At 59.6% G+C, this 14945-nt stretch carries 12 protein-coding genes; 6 read left to right on the top strand and 6 right to left on the bottom strand.

Translation table 11 applies throughout. From position 1 onward, the window contains the following. Positions 1 to 12: 12 nt before the first annotated feature. The 4 genes from G411_RS0106195 to G411_RS0106180 form a co-directional block, all read right to left on the bottom strand. Complete coding sequence (locus G411_RS0106195; protein ID WP_022958310.1) at positions 13 to 780, bottom strand: DUF2889 domain-containing protein; 768 nt, start codon at positions 778 to 780, stop codon at positions 13 to 15. A 32-nt stretch (positions 781 to 812) separates the two neighbouring features. Further along, positions 813 to 1817 (bottom strand): saccharopine dehydrogenase family protein, encoded by a 1005-nt coding sequence (locus G411_RS0106190; protein ID WP_022958309.1) that lies wholly within the window; start codon positions 1815 to 1817, stop codon positions 813 to 815. Between the two features lie 62 nt (positions 1818 to 1879). Next, positions 1880 to 3088, bottom strand: a complete 1209-nt coding sequence (locus G411_RS0106185) for an acyl-CoA dehydrogenase family protein (protein WP_022958308.1) — start codon at positions 3086 to 3088, stop codon at positions 1880 to 1882. A 19-nt stretch (positions 3089 to 3107) separates the two neighbouring features. Then, complete coding sequence (locus tag G411_RS0106180) at positions 3108 to 4640, bottom strand: acetyl-CoA acetyltransferase (RefSeq protein ID WP_022958307.1); 1533 nt, start codon at positions 4638 to 4640, stop codon at positions 3108 to 3110. A gap of 193 nt (positions 4641 to 4833) precedes the next feature. On the opposite strand from G411_RS0106180, the gene G411_RS0106175 reads away from it, so the two are divergent. Further along, complete coding sequence (locus tag G411_RS0106175) at positions 4834 to 6261, top strand: aldehyde dehydrogenase family protein (RefSeq protein WP_022958306.1); 1428 nt, start codon at positions 4834 to 4836, stop codon at positions 6259 to 6261. A gap of 26 nt (positions 6262 to 6287) precedes the next feature. Here G411_RS0106175 and G411_RS19610 read toward each other — a convergent pair whose 3' ends face one another. Then, entirely contained in the window at positions 6288 to 6887 is a 600-nt protein-coding gene (locus tag G411_RS19610; RefSeq protein ID WP_022958305.1) for a TetR/AcrR family transcriptional regulator, read from the bottom strand. A 226-nt stretch (positions 6888 to 7113) separates the two neighbouring features. Between G411_RS19610 and G411_RS0106165 the strand changes: the two genes are divergently transcribed. From G411_RS0106165 to G411_RS0106145, 5 genes are all read left to right on the top strand, one after another. Continuing rightward, positions 7114 to 9528, top strand: a complete 2415-nt coding sequence (locus G411_RS0106165) for a CaiB/BaiF CoA-transferase family protein (protein ID WP_022958304.1) — start codon at positions 7114 to 7116, stop codon at positions 9526 to 9528. Between the two features lie 53 nt (positions 9529 to 9581). Further along, entirely contained in the window at positions 9582 to 10196 is a 615-nt protein-coding gene (locus G411_RS19605; protein WP_022958303.1) for a glutathione S-transferase family protein, read from the top strand. 88 nt (positions 10197 to 10284) lie between these two features. After that, positions 10285 to 11463: an aromatic ring-hydroxylating oxygenase subunit alpha gene (locus G411_RS19600; RefSeq protein ID WP_022958302.1), complete on the top strand. Its 1179-nt coding sequence runs from the start codon at positions 10285 to 10287 to the stop codon at positions 11461 to 11463. A 199-nt stretch (positions 11464 to 11662) separates the two neighbouring features. Continuing rightward, a complete protein-coding gene (locus G411_RS19595) occupies positions 11663 to 12835 on the top strand; it encodes an aromatic ring-hydroxylating oxygenase subunit alpha (protein WP_022958301.1) in 1173 nt (390 codons plus the stop codon). A 53-nt stretch (positions 12836 to 12888) separates the two neighbouring features. Next, positions 12889 to 14409 (top strand): class I adenylate-forming enzyme family protein, encoded by a 1521-nt coding sequence (locus G411_RS0106145; protein WP_022958300.1) that lies wholly within the window; start codon positions 12889 to 12891, stop codon positions 14407 to 14409. 211 nt (positions 14410 to 14620) lie between these two features. Here G411_RS0106145 and G411_RS0106140 read toward each other — a convergent pair whose 3' ends face one another. After that, complete coding sequence (locus G411_RS0106140) at positions 14621 to 14941, bottom strand: 2Fe-2S iron-sulfur cluster-binding protein (protein ID WP_022958299.1); 321 nt, start codon at positions 14939 to 14941, stop codon at positions 14621 to 14623. Positions 14942 to 14945: the final 4 nt, after the last annotated feature.

Genomic DNA, 14945 nt, shown 5'->3' with positions numbered 1-14945 from the left:
TCCCGGGGGCTGCTAGCGAAAGCGCAGCAGTTCCTCGGGGGTATGCGTGAAGTCGCGCACCGAGTTTTCGTTGCGCCGGGCACTGTGAATGCGGGGTTCGGAGTAGCTGTAGCACACGTTTTTGCCCGGCCCAAAATCATCGGCGGGCTGGCCGTAGGCGGCGCGCATATCCCAGCGGCGGGCATTGGCCACCATCACCCCGCGTTGCAGCGCCAGTGCACATACCTGCGCCTGGCCCTCAAACTGCGTGAGTACCCAGGCGATGAAGCCTTTATACAGCGGCCGCCCCTGCAGCGCGGCCGGTTGCTCAATATGCCTGCCCCGCACTTGCCAGTAGTGGACTAATCGACCATTAACCGCAATCTCGGCCTCGATGATCCCGTCGCGCTCGTCAGCCACGGTAATATCCAGTTGGGTTTGCGCTGCCCCACACAGCGCCTGGGCGGCGGCCAGCGAGGTCATGTCGTGCAGGTGGGTACACTGCGCCCGGGCATCGACCTGCTTCACAAAAAAGCCCGGGTCGCTGTGCAGGGCTTTGCCCACAAACTCGCTCAGCGCCTGTGGCGCCGACGGGCAGGTGTTGACCGGCGCTCGCAGCACGTCGCCCTGCACTGTCGTAATCACCTCACCGTTGTGAGTCAGGCAGACGCGCATGGCGTGGGAGCAGTCCTCCAGTTCGACCTCAACCCGCTGCTCGCTGCGATGCAGCGCAATACGGCGGCGAAAAACGCCGCGGCCATAATCGGGGTTGGGAGGCAGAACCTCTTGGGGTGGTCGCATGATGTTCTCCTTGTCGCCCGGCGGCAGGCCATTTATTCCCACTGGCAGTCATAGCCCAGTTGCTCGATCAGCGCGCTACCAAATTGCCCGGCCGGGGTTTGAAAGCCAGGGCGGGTTTCGCCGTCGACGCAGCGCTTGAGGATCTCGGTGGCGCAGTCAAAGGTCGCCTGATACAAGTGTGGCAGCGTCATGCTGGCACGGCGGCAGTCGCCCTGTGCATTGCGAATTTCGGCGGCGATATAGGCCTTTTCTGCGCGCAGCTCGGCGTCATCCGGCCCGGCGGGCAGGGCGTCGATGTCGCCGCTGGCCGCCGCCATGGCCATGGCCTGAAACTGCTCGCTGACATGCATATAACTGCGAATATTGGCAATGCCGGTGCTGCGCCAGGCAATGGAAATATCGCCAAAGCTCAGCGGCTGACAGTCTACACGGCTTTGAGGGTCGCTGAGGTCAAACTGAAAGCGCTTGGCCTGTGGCGCCGGGTCGGCAACCAGCGCATTGGCACGGCGCAACAGCACGGTATTGCCGCTGGGCATGGAGCGCAGCGTACCGCGACTCACACTGCCGCGAATACTGTAGGCCACGCAGAGTTCGGTGGCATCGGGCAGGCGTTGCTGAAGCCCAAGGGCCAGGCAGTCGCCGGGCACCATATCAAAGCCGATACCCGGCATTAGCATCATATTGGCCTTGAGCGCCGCGGCCTGTTGCGCCGCCAGTGACTCGTAGACGGCCACCTCGCCGCTGATATCCAAATAATGGCTGCCGCTGCGCAGGCAGGCATCAAGCACCGGGCGATGGGTGTCGACAAACGGCCCGGCGCAGTTAAGCACAACGGCGACGTCCTGAAAAATATCACACAAGGCGGCGGTATCGCTCAGCTCGGCTGCGCGCCACGGTAGGCCCAGTTCTCTGGCCAGCGGGCGCAGGCTGTCGGGGTTGCGCCCAGCGAGAATGGGTGCCAGCCCCGCGCGGCGAGCGGCGCGGGCAATACGCGAGCCACTGTAGCCGGTGGCGCCGTAGAGTAAACAGTTGGTCACAGTGATTGCCTCTTGGTAGTGGGCTTGTTGGCGCTCAGGCCAACCGTGCCGCGCGGCGGGCTTTATGTCAGCCCCAGTGCCGCCTTGGCCAGAATGTTCTTTTGAATTTCATTGGAACCCGCATAAATACTGCCTGCGCGCTCGTTGAAATAACGCAGCGGCGCCAGTGCGGCACCGGCCGGGCCACTGAACTGTTCGCCATGGGGGTAGCTGATGGGGCCGCCGGGACGGCCAGCCTGGGGCTGGTAGGCACGGCCGTACTCGGCGGCCAGCTCCATGCCCAGTTCGGTCACGGCTTGCTGCAGCTCGGTGCCGAGAATTTTCATCACCGAGGCGTTGCTGCCCGGCGATTGTCCCTCGGCCAGTAAGCAGAGGGTTTGCAGTTCGTAGTATTCCAAATTGCCGACATCAATCTCAGTTTGCGCCAGTCGGGCGGCAAACAGTGGCTGATCGATGGCACCACTGCGCTGGGCGGCGGCGCGAATCTCTGCCAGTCGCACCTGCATTAAGGGTGCGTAGGCGGTGCCGCCGCGCTCAAATTCCAACAGGTATTTGGCCACCGTCCAGCCCTCGCCCAGTTGGCCGACCACCTGGGTTTTGGGTACGCGTACATCGGTGAAAAACACTTGGTTTTGAATATGCTCGCCGCTGAGGCTAACAATGGGGCGAACCTCGACGCCGGGGCTATGCATGTCGATCAGCACAAAACTGATGCCCTGCTGGGGTCGCGCTTCCTTGCTGCTGCGCACCAGACAAAAAATCCAGTTGGCCTCGTTGGCGTGGGTCTGCCAGATTTTGCCGCCATTGCAAATCAGCGCGTCGCCGTCGTCGACGGCCGACATTTGCAGGGCAGCGAGGTCGGAGCCCGCCTCGGGTTCTGAATAGCCCTGACACCAAAAGTGTTCGCCGCTGAGCATGCGTGGCAGAAAAAACTGCTTCTGCTGCTCGCTGCCAAAGGCGATCAGCGCCGGGGCGCACATGCGAATGCCCATTGGCGATATGGGCGGCGCACCGGCTTTCGCCTGCTCGCTGGCAAAAATATAATGCTGGGCGGGCGTCCAGTCGCAGCCGCCATACTCCACGGGCCAGGCCGGTGCCAGCCAGCCCTGCTTGAGCAGGATTGCCTGCCAGCGCATGGATGCCTCATGCTCGGCGTACACGCTGGTCATCAGGCGTCCGGCTGCTTGTAAATCCTCGTCGAGTTCGGCCGCTAGAAAGGCGCGCACCTCTTGTTGAAAAGCCTGTTCCGCCGGGCTCCAGGAAATATTCATTGCCGCTGGTCTCCTGTCGTTATGCCTGTGTGGTGCCGCTAAACTGCCAGATGGGCAGGCCGTCGGCGTCCAGATGAATGTGGCCGCTGCCGCCCACCGCGCTGCGCGCCGGGTCTACCAGAGTGGCCAGCCCACGGGCGTCATCGGCGGCTACGGTAGCCAGGCCGCGTTCGCCGGTGCTCGTGCGGGTAATTAACACCCCGCGCTCGGCGTGGCCTTCACGGTTGTAGAGCACGGTATAGGTTTCGATGCTGGCCGGGCCTTGATAATTGTCGGGGCAGCGCGGCGGTGCTATACCGCGCTGGCGGTCGGCCTCAGTTTGCAGCGACAGCGTATTGTCGAGCGCGTGGCTCGGTGCGCGCGTGCTGAGCACCAGGCTGTGATGTTTGTTCACAAAGCCGCCCTGGCCATAAAGCAGGCCCAGTTCGCCGGGTGACTGGCGCAGTGCGCGCACCATCGCGCAGCAGGCGTGACTCATATAATTATTGAGCGGGCCGCCGAAAAAGGTCAGGCCACCTGCCACCGTGGGGCTGATATCCGCAGCCGACAGGCCCAGGTGGGCCAGTGCCATTTTCGGCACCACCGGAAAGCAGCTGTACAGTTCCAACTGGCTAAAGCGGCGGGCATCGCCGCCGGCCAGAGCCACGGCTTTATCCAGCACCGCTTGCTGCGCCGCGCTGCGGCTGTAGCTGTCGCGGTCGAGAAAATCCTCCGCCTCCGAGGCATTGCCGCCGCCCCAGAGGTAGACGATTTTTTCTTCTGCAATGCCACGCGCGCGTGCGTTTTCCAAGCTGGTAACAATGATGGCGGCGGACTGGTTCACGCCGGGATTGGCCATCATCAGTTTGGAATAGGGCCAGTTCACCATGCGGTTATTGCTGTCGACTTGGTAGATTGCCTCTGCCGAAGGCGCGCTGCGAATCCAGGCGTAAGGGTTGTTTGCCGCGACGGCGGCATAGCGAGCCCATAGCTCGGCGGATTCGCGGCGTCCCTGGTCGGGGTTGATGCCGTTTTCCGCCTGCAATGCGACTTCATATAAGGGGTACATGGCCGCCGGGTCGTTAATGCCCAGCTTTTTGGCCAGGGCGCTGCGCGCGATGCGAGAGTTGGCTACGCGCACGGTGTCTTCGGGGCTGGTCAGTGGCGTCCAGTCGAGCCGAGCCTTGGCCTTGCGGGCCTTGTTCACGGCGTTCATGGACTCGCCGCCAACAATCAAACTGGTGGTCGCTTCGCCCGCCTGGATACGCAGCGCCGCTTCGTGAATCAGCCGCACCGGCGTTTCGCCCCCCATGCTGGCATTGCATTGGCGTGCGGGCGAGATTTCCAGGGTCTTGCACAGCAGTGCGACGGGGTCGGCGTAGCGCCAGCTTACCAGGCCTACCAGGTCGATAGCGTCGGCGTCACGCAGCAGCGGTACGGCGGCATCGGCTTCGGCGCGGCGCAACGCGTCGGCCATCAGGGCGACGGGCTCCAGCGCCGCTTCGGGCTGGGCTGGGCGGTCGCAAATTTCACCAATGCCAACAATAACCGGCGTCGTGGCGGCTGAGTTCATAGCGCGTTCTCTTATTGTTCGAAAAACCATAAACTAACATTAATAGATATAAAGTGGAAAGCGCTGGCGTTTTAAATCTATTTTGGATAGTTTTATGGCTCGGTGTCGGGTTGCACGCATGGCAACAATATAAAAACGCTGTGCTGCGCCGCCAGACAATCCATTCACAAACAAAACATACTGGACAAGAAGCATGACAGCAGCGAACAGTAATACTGACGTCGCCATGATCATCGATGGTGAGCGAGTTGGTGCAGGGGAGTTCATTGACATCATCAACCCCGCGACGGGTGAAGTGTTTGCTCAAGCACCGCGTGCCGGGCAGGTTGAGCTGGACCGAGCTGTCGCTGCGGCGCAGGGCGCGTTTCCTGGCTGGAAGGCGACGCCATATGACGAGCGCCGTCGACTCCTTGCGGCGGCAGCGAAGATCATCATGGCTAATGTGGATGAGCTGGCACGCTTATTTACACTTGAGCAGGGTCGACCGCTGGCCTTTGCACGTGAAGAAGTGATGGGTGCGGCGATGTGGTTGAAGGGCATGGGTATGCACGAACTCCCTGTGGAAGTAACCGAAGATACCGAGCAGCGGCGGGTTGAGGTACACCGGGAGCCATTGGGTGTGGTGTGTGCCATCGTGCCTTGGAATTTTCCTGTGTTGCTGGCGTTCTGGAAAATTTCTCATGGCCTGCTCGCAGGCAACACCATGGTACTTAAGCCTTCGCCATTTACTCCAGTGACGACTTTGCGCATTGGCGAGATATTGAGGGAGGCGTTGCCAGCTGGCGTATTGAATATTATCTGTGGCGGTGACGAGCTGGGGCCGATGATGACCTCGCATCCAGGGTTCGCAAAGATTTCGTTTACCGGCTCTACGGCAACGGGCAAGCGAATCATGGCGTCAGCGGCTCAGGATTTAAAGCGTATTACCTTGGAGTTGGGCGGCAACGACGCAGCCATTGTATTGCCAGATGTCGACGTAGAGGGTGTTGCTCAATCGCTGTTCATGGGGGCGTTCTACAATACGGCGCAGATCTGCATAGCTACCAAACGGCTGTACATTCACGAAGATATTTACGATGAGTTAAAAGCGCGCCTGCATGCACTGGCCAAGTCTCTCAAGGTGGGTAATGGCATGGAGGAGGGGGTCGTATTCGGGCCGCTGCAAAACGCGCTGCAATACGAGCGCGTGAAGGCGTTGCTGGCAGATGCGCGGGAGCAGGGGTTGACGTTGCTTGAGGGTGCTCCGGTGCCGCAGCAAGGATATTTTCTGCCGCTGACGCTGGTCGATAATCCGCCGGATGATAGCCGTGTAGTAACCGAAGAAGCCTTCGGTCCAGTGCTTCCGCTACTGAAGTATCGGGATGTTGATGAGGTGGTCGAACGGGCAAACCGAAGTGAATACGGTCTCGCGGGCGCGGTATGGTCTAAAGACATTGATGTCGCAGTGGCGATCGCTCATCGCCTGGAAACCGGCACTGTCTGGATTAATCAAAATCTGCAGTCCTCGCCGACCACGCCGCTGGCCGGGCACAAACAGTCGGGAATCGGCGCCGAAAATGGCCTCGATGGCCTGCTGGAGTTCACTCAGCCGAAGGCCATTTATATCCCGAAGGTGGGGTAATGAAGTGCCCGGTAATACTTGCCTATTTAGAACGCATAGATGAACTTTCGAGCCACGGCGATAAACATTTCCTCCTCGCTGAGGGGGTTGGCGTCTACGGCAAGTGCTAGATGTGGATATTTGTCCGGGTCGAATTCTGGCATTGGATCGTTGCCGGTAGCTATCGACAGGGCGCCGAACAAGGCTGAGCCGAAGGTGAGCTTTTCCAATCCTTCGATTACCTGCATTTTCGCTTCTGCTGGAATATCGCTGCTTTTACCTGCCCAGCGGTCATAAGAAGCGAGCATCAGGTGGCGAGGAAAAAACTGCAGGATCAGCGGCGCGGCGCGTGGGTGGCTTAGGATTGAGCGTCGTGTGGCGACCGCCAGTGCCAATTGGCCTTCGCGCCAGTCGCTATGTTCTATATCTGCAGTACTTACCTCAGCGTCCGTCATTAGCAGGCGTGCTACATCTGCAAGAAGCTCTGCCTTGTTTTTGAAATGGTAGTAAAGCGACGGTGCTTTCACCCCCATTTTCTTTGCCACCATCTGCAGGCTCAGTCCTTCTATACCGTCTTTGTCGATTACTTTGAGCGCAGCGCGCGCGGCGCGCTCTCGAGAAATGATGGGTTTTGATGGGCGGCCCATGAGTCTTCCTGATAAGTGTGACGCAAAGACTCGAGTATACGGTAAATCGGACGCGCTGCTCTAGCTGCCGTCGGATATCGACGAGTGTGATCGATCTACTGCTAGCGCGATTAAACTAATTGTAGTAGATTTAATCTAATGAGAGTAGATTAGGGTTGGCAGTTCTCGGTGCTATGTATCCGCATTGATCGCCAAAGCGCTAAATAATAATTGGGTGACAAGTACAATGAAGATGGGTGATGGCGTTGATAGTTTGCCCCTAGCGGGAACGCTAGTTGTTGATCTGTTGGACGGTCAGGCGGAAAGTTGCGGCCGACTACTAGCGGATCTCGGCGCTGATGTGGTGCTGGTGGAGCCACCGGAGGGACTCAATTCGCGCCGTCAGCCTCCACTCCACAATGGCGAGAGCCTTCACTTTGCCGTTCGCAACGCCAATAAATCCAGTGTGGTAATGACGTTGGACAACGATGAAGGGCGTCAGGAATTTTCCGAATTACTGAGCCGCGCGGCGATTGTTCTCGATGGTGGTCGTTTAGCGGGGACGGGTATTGCACTTTCCGAACTCCGTAATCGATTCCCACACCTAGTAATCATGTCGATCACGGATTTTGGTTTAACGGGACCATGGCGCGATTATCGGGGCAATAACTCGGTGATGATGGCGCTGGGTGGAGTGTTGGCACGCTCGGGCATTCGCGGTCGTGATCCGCTGCTGCCCCCAGGTGAATTGGCAATTGAGGCGGCGGCAATACAAGCGGCTTGGGCGGTGATGTTGGCTTACTGGCGGCGCCTGCACACAGGTCAGGGAAGTCTTCTGGATTTTTCTTTGTTGGAAGCCACTGCGCAAACTATCGATCCGGGGTTGGGTGTGACTGGTAGTGCTGCCGCTGGCAGGTCGGCTGCGCAAGTGTCCTCTTTTGGGCGACCGCCAGTGGGCAAAGTCTACCCTATATTCCCTTGTCGCGATGGCCACGTTCGGATTTGCGTACTCAACCCTAGGCAGTGGCAGGGTATGTCTCAGTGGCTGGGCGATGACCATCCGTTTACGGATCCAGAGTACGGCAATATCGCCAAGCGTATTAAAGTCATAAAAGACATTAACGCACTTATCGCCGAGCTTTTCAGGGAACAATGCGCCGAAGAGTTGGTGGCTGAGGGGCAGAGGCGCGGTGTGCCGATTGCCGCCGTGTCGACGCCTGATCAGGTGTTTAGCAATGGGCATTTCCGTGCCCGAGGAGCGTTCACCTCTGTTGAGATCGGAGGAGACAGTGCAGATGTACCCTCCGGCTATGTGGAAATTGATGGTCGTCGAATGGGGATTCGTCATCCTGCGCCTACGCTGGGTGAGTGCCGTCCGATTCGACGTGCTCCAGTGGGGCCAGCTGACGTTACCGGGGTGCCGTCGCAGAGTCCGTTAAGTGGCTTGCGGGTGCTGGATCTTGGGGTGATTGTGGCGGGCGCGGAGCTTGGACGCTTGTTTGCCGATCAGGGTGCCGAGGTCATCAAGCTGGAGAATCGCGCCTTTGCCGATGGTTTGCGCCAGAGCGCCGACGGCAAGCTGATCAGCGAATCTTTTGCCCAGGGCAGTCGCAATAAAAAATCCCTGGGGCTGAATCTGCGCAGCAAAGAGGGCATTGCCCTGTTCGAGCAACTGGTGGCGAAATCCGACGTGGTGCTCAGCAATTTCAAGCCCGGCACGCTGGAGTCGCTGGGTATTGGCTATGACCGCCTGAGCGCAATCAATCCGCGCATTGTTGTGCTGGAGAGCAGCGCCCTGGGCAACACCGGGCCGCTGGCCAAGAGCATGGGCTATGGGCCGCTGGTGCGCGCCAGTGCGGGGCTCACCGGGCTGTGGAGTTATCCGGGGGTGCCCGATAGCTACAGCGACAGCACCACCATTTTTCCCGATCACTTTGTGGCGAGGGTGGCGGCGGTGGCCATTCTTGCGCAGTTGCTGCGCCGCCGCGACAGCGGGCGCGGCGGCAAGATCGTGCTCTCTCAGGCCGAGGCCATACTCAATGCCATGGCCGTGCCGCTGGCCCGCGAATCGCTGCAGCCCGGTTCGCTGAAAGTACAGGGAAATCAGTACGAGTTTGATGCCCCGGCCAATGTTTTTCCCTGCAAGGGTGACGATATGTGGTGCGTGGTCGAAGTGCGCAGCGACCGCGACTGGCAGGCGCTGTGCCAGGTGCTGGGCCGCGATGATTGGGCGTCGTTGGCGGCCTATGCCAACGCCGAGGGCAGGCGGGCGCAGCGCGAGGCGCTTGAGGCCGAGGTCGCGCAATGGACCTGTCAGCACACGGCCGACGAGGTGATGGCGCGTATGCAGGCGGCGGGCATCGCTGCGGGGAAAATGCTGCGTCTCAGCGAGTTTGGCGATGTTGCCCATTTGCGCGAGCGGCGATTCTTTCGCGAGTTTGAGCAGCCCGGTTTAGGGCGGCTAGTGACCGAGAACAGCCCCGCCGGGATCAGTGATTTGCCTGAGCCTGCGCTGCAACCTGCGCCGATACAGGGGCAACACACCCGCGAGTTGGCCAGTCGCCTGCTCGGCTTGTCGGCGGTGGAAATCGAACACTTGATTGGCCGTGGTGTGCTGGAAGTCGCCAGCGATGAGCAGCTGGCGCAGGCCGGTCTGATGTAATTTGCCCGGCAATCGCGCCGGGTACTGTGCCGTTAATAATAAAAGGATGTCAGATGATTAGCTTGTATCACTGTGCCGGGTCGCGCTCGCTGCGCTGCCTGTGGCTGCTTGAAGAGTTGGGCGCCGACTACGAACTCAAGGCGATGCCGTTTCCGCCGCGCTTCAAAGCCCCGGAGTTTTTGGCGGTAAATCCGCTGGGTTCGGTGCCTTACTTAATTGATGGCGACGTTGAAATGGATGAGTCCTGCGCCATTTTGCAATACCTCGCCGGGCGTTACGGCGACGGCTCGTTGGAAATCGCCGCCGACCATCCCGCCTACGGCCACTATCTCAATGCCTTGTATTTCGGCGAGTGTGCACTGGCCGGGCCGCAGGCGGTGGCGCTGCGCTACCGATTTTTCCTCCCCGCCGATCAGCGCCAGCCCGCGGTAGCCGACGACTATCAGGCCATGGTGAATGAGCGCTTGGCGGTATTGAACGCGCAGCTCCAGCGGGTGGAGGGCGATTTTCTCTGTGGCGACAGGTTTACCCTGGCCGATATTTCGGTGGGCTATGCCCTGTTGCTGATCAGCCATTTCAAACTCGACGAGGCCTTTGGCGACGAGGTGCGCGCGTACGCGCAGCGGCTGTTTAGTCGGCCGGCATTTCAGCGGGCGGCAGCACTATAAAACTATTGAAATTAGATATTAGTTTATTATACTCAACGGCAGTTGTGCATACGCCTGTGTGGCGTGTTTGTGTAGGGGAGAACGAGCAGTGGATTCCAACACCGTCCGGCAGAAGATCAAGCCAGAGGGCTTAACGGATAGCCAATGGGAGGCGATTTCGGCGCTGACGCTGCCGGAGGAGATTGCCACGCCGACCTATGAGGATAGTCGGCCCAGCTCGGTCTATTTGTCGGCATCGCGCTTCGAGGCGGAGATGCGCGACATTTTCCGCACACTGCCGGTGGTGGCGACGACCTCGGCCTATCTGCCCGAGCCGGGTATGTCGCTGGCGCTGGATCTCTACGGCGTGCCGCTGCTGATTACCCGCGACCGCGACGGCGTGGTCCGCTGTTTTCTCAACGCCTGCCGCCACCGCGGAGCAAAAGTCTTGGAGTCGGATGAGCCGGTGAGCAGCGCGCGTTTGTCCTGCCCCTATCACGCCTGGACCTACAGCATGCAGGGCGAGTTGATTGGCATTCCCCGGCAGGAAACCTTCCCGTCACTGAAGAAATGCGATCTGGGCTTGGTGGCGTTGACCTGCTATGAAGCGGGCGGCTTTATCTGGGTGGGGCTCGACCCTGAGTGCGAGCCGCCACAGGTGGAGGGCAGCGAGGCAATTTGCGCCGACCTGGAAGCCTTTGGCCTGCAGAACATGCACGTTTACGGTCGCCGCCGCTATACGCTGAACGCCAACTGGAAAATGGTGATCGAGCCGTTTCTGGAGCCCTATCATATTCAGCGTTTGCACGCCGACTCGATCGCCAAGCTATTTGTCGATGTGCCCAATATTTACAGCCTGATCGGTCCGCACCAGCGGCAGTGTTCAGGCAAGGCCAACTTCGACCCCAGTGTGCTCGAGGGCAACCTCGACAATTTGCACAAATACATTACCCACGCCTATCTGGTGTTTCCCAGCACGGTGGTGGTGACCAGCCCTTACTACATCAGCGTGATGGTGGTGGCGCCAGCGGCTGCCGACCGCAGCGTGGTGGATTACTACATGCTGGTGAAAAGCCCGCCCGATAACGACAAGGCGCGGGAGCTGTATGCCCGCTCTTACGAGCTGATTGATCAGGTGTTTGGCGGCGAGGATTTTCGCGCCGCGCAGCTACAGCAGGAAGGCTTGGCCAGCGGGGCGATAGACAGGGTGTATTTTGGCGGTCTGGAAGAGCTGATCGGGCCGTTTCATGAGGCGGTGGAGTCTTTTCTCGGCAGCGAGGAGAGCTGATGCGGGTCGATTGTGGGTCTCTGGTTGCTTCCAGTTTTTGCGCGGCGATGCCGCGTTTTTTTTTGTCCGGGATAAGCGCACTAGCGGTTTTAAAACTATTGACATTAGATTAATGGCTGTTTTACTCTGCGTACATCATGGCCCGTGGTCGTAGCGCCCTGTATGACGGGTTAATAACTAACGAATAATGGAGTCAAAAATGGCCGCAAATAATCCGCAAGCGTCTGCTCCGATGGGGCTGACCGCCAGCCAGTGGGATGCCATTCAGTCAATCCGTCCCCTCGAAGAAATGCCGGTGCCGACCATTGAGGCAAGCCGCCCGGTGGATGTTTACCTCAGTGCTCAGCGCTTTCAGGCCGAGAAAGAGCAGTTGTTTAACAAGGTGCCGGTGGTGGCTACGGTGTCGGCGTTTTTACCCGAGCCCGGCACTTCGGTCGCGGTGGATAGCTATGGTGTGCCGCTGCTGATTACCCGCGATCGCGACGGCAAGGCGCGGGTATTTATCAACGCCTGCCGCCACCGCGGATCGAAGCTGGTAGAGAGCCATGAGCCGGTAAAAAGTGCGCGGGTGTCCTGCCCCTATCACGCCTGGACCTACGCGATGGACGGCAACTTGATTGGCATTCCTCGCCAGGAAACCTTCCCGTCGCTGAAGAAATGCGAGCTGGGCCTGGTGGAGTTGACCAGCTATGAAGCGGGCGGCTTTATCTGGGTGGGCCTGGACCACAAGCAGGCGCCCGAGCAGCTGGAGGGCACCGACCAGATCTGCGCCGACTTGGAGGCATTGGGCCTGGACAAAATGCATGTGTACGGCCACCGCAGCTACGACCTGGAAACCAACTGGAAGTTTGTGATTGAACCGTTTCTAGAGGGCTATCACGTGCAGCGTTTGCACGCGAATTCCATCGCTAAATTGTTTGACGATGTGCCCAGCGTTTACAGCCAGCTCGGCCATCACCAGCGGCAAATCTCCGGCAAGGCGAATTTCGACCCGGCGGTGCTGGGCGGCAATATTGATAATCTGCACAAATACATCACCCATGCCTACCTGGCCTTCCCCAACACCATTGTGGTGACCAGCCCCTATTACATCAGTGTGATGGTGCTCTGCCCGCGGGCCAACAATCGCACGGTGGTGGAGTACTACATGCTGGTGAAAGCGCCGCCGGAAACGGAAAAGGCTAAAGAGCTCTATGCGCGTTCTTACAAGCTGATTGACGAGGTGTTTGGCGGTGAGGATTTCCGCGCGGCATTAATTCAGCAGCAGGGCTTGCAGGCAGGCGGCGTGGACACGGTTTACTACGGCGGTCTGGAGTGGATGATCGGCCCGTTCCACGATTCGGTGGAGTCCTTTCTCAACACGACAGAATAAATAATTAAAAACAGCAAAACTTAATAAATATAAGACTCAACGGGAGAGTAACTGTGGGCAGCACGTTAGCTGAGGTGTTTGATTGGTGGGCCACCGAGCGCCGGGATGAGTTAGCGATCGTCACGGCGACCGAGCGCGTCACCTATGGCGAATTTTACCAGTGGTCGCAGGCGGTGGCCGATTGGTTGATTGAACAGGGCGTTGAACTGGGCGACAGGGTCACCATTTTAGCGACCAACTGCCTAGACTGGTTGGTCATGTCGCAGGGCTGCATGTTGGCCGGCGCCATTCTGGCGCCGATCAATCCGCGCTTTACGGTTAGCGAAGTGCGCTACCTTGTCGGTGAGCGCTACCAATCCAAATGGGTGTTTTACGATGACGCCCGCGCCGAGCTGGCCCGCGAAGTGGCAAACGGGCTCGTTGATTGTCAGGCTGCGCCGCTGAGCACGGTGCGGCAGCTGCGCGAACAGCCGGCAAGCGGGCGTTCACGCCCACCGCTTGGCCCCGATACCGAAGTGGTGATCATTCCCACCAGCGGTTCCACCGGCTACCCCAAGGGCGTGGTCTACAGTCATCGCTCCCTGACCGCCTACGCCTCGGATATTGCCATCACCATGCCCTTTGTGCCGGCCTACCCGGCAAAAACGCTGGTATTCGGCCCGTTTTGCACCTCGGCAGGCTACGTGGTGGCGACCCAGTACTTTGCCTACGGCGCCACGGTGTATGTCGAGGAGGCCTTTGAACCGGAGCGGGCCATCGACATTATTGAGGGCGAGCGCATTACCGCCCTGAACGGCGCGCCCATATTTTTTGAGCGGATGATGCAGTCTCCCCGTTTTGCCAGCGCCGATCTGTCGTCGCTGCGCCTGGCCAATGTCGGCGGTGCCCAGGTGGCAAAAAGCCTGCTGGACACCTGGCTGGCAAAAGACGTTACCCTTCGCCAGTTGTACGGGCAAACCGAGGCGGGCGGGCAGGCCACCGTGAATACCGACCGAGGCGCGCTGCACAGCCCGGAAAAATGTGGCAAGGGTTCAGTCTTTACCCGCATTGCCATCAAGGATGACAAAGGCGCCTTCTGCCCGCCCAACACCCCGGGCGAAATTGTGATTCGCGGCCCGGGCATGATGCTGCGCTACTGGAACGACCCGGAGGCCACAGCCAAGGCGCTGGTCGATGGCTGGCTGCACACCGGCGATCTGGGCATGGTGGATGAAGACGGCCTGCTGACCATGCTGGACCGCTTGAAGGACATTATTATTTCCGGCGGAATTAATATTTCTGCCGCCGAGCTTGAGCGGGTGATTGCCGAGATTCCCGGCGTTAAGGAAGTGGCCGTGCTGGCCGCTAAAGACGACAAATTTGGCGAAACGCCGCTGGCGATCATTCACGGCGAAGCGCTGTCGGTAGAGACCGTGCTGGCCCACTGCAACCGTGAAATGAGCGCTTACAAGGTGCCCCGTTATATTGCCTTTGAGGCCGAGCCACTGCCGCGTCTGGCCACTGGCAAAATCGCCAAGCCTGCCCTGCGCGAGCGCTATGCCGCGGCGCATCTGGAATTAGAAAAAGTCCGCTAACTAGCCCCCTCTCTGAGGCCCTGCGTCCGTCCCCGGTGTATGCGCCGGGGGCGGTCTGCCGTGCCTGATTGATCCCCTTGCGGCAGGGATGTGGCAGGGATTGATCGCGTGTTGATCTATGGAAGATGGGTGTCGGCTTGCCGCGGCTGTGGTTTCCCCTGCGCGGCCGTGGCCCGGCACGGCTGCCGGGCGCGGGCGCAGTAGGGCGTGCTTAGTACTGGGATTCTGGCAGGTGGACCACCAGGCCATCGAGTTCATCACTCACTTGCACCTGGCAGCTAAGCCGACTGTTGTCCTGGGGGTCGAGGACGCAGTCCAGCATGTCTTTTTCCATCGACTCGGGTTCGCCGGTTTTGCTGCGCCAAGCGTTGTCGACGTAGCAGTGGCAGGTGGCGCAGCTGCAAACGCCGCCGCACTCACCGAGAATACCGTCGACACCGTTTTCGACAGCGGCCTGCATCAGGCTGCTGCCCGCCTCAACATTCACTTCAGTTTTGTTGCCGTCATGGCTGACAAAGGTCACTAGGGGCATGGTT

The sequence above is a fragment of the Spongiibacter tropicus DSM 19543 genome, assembly GCF_000420325.1.
Lineage (GTDB): Bacteria > Pseudomonadota > Gammaproteobacteria > Pseudomonadales > Spongiibacteraceae > Spongiibacter > Spongiibacter tropicus.
The sequence above is the reverse complement of the archived record's forward strand: the minus strand, read 5'-3'. Positions and strand labels throughout refer to the sequence as shown.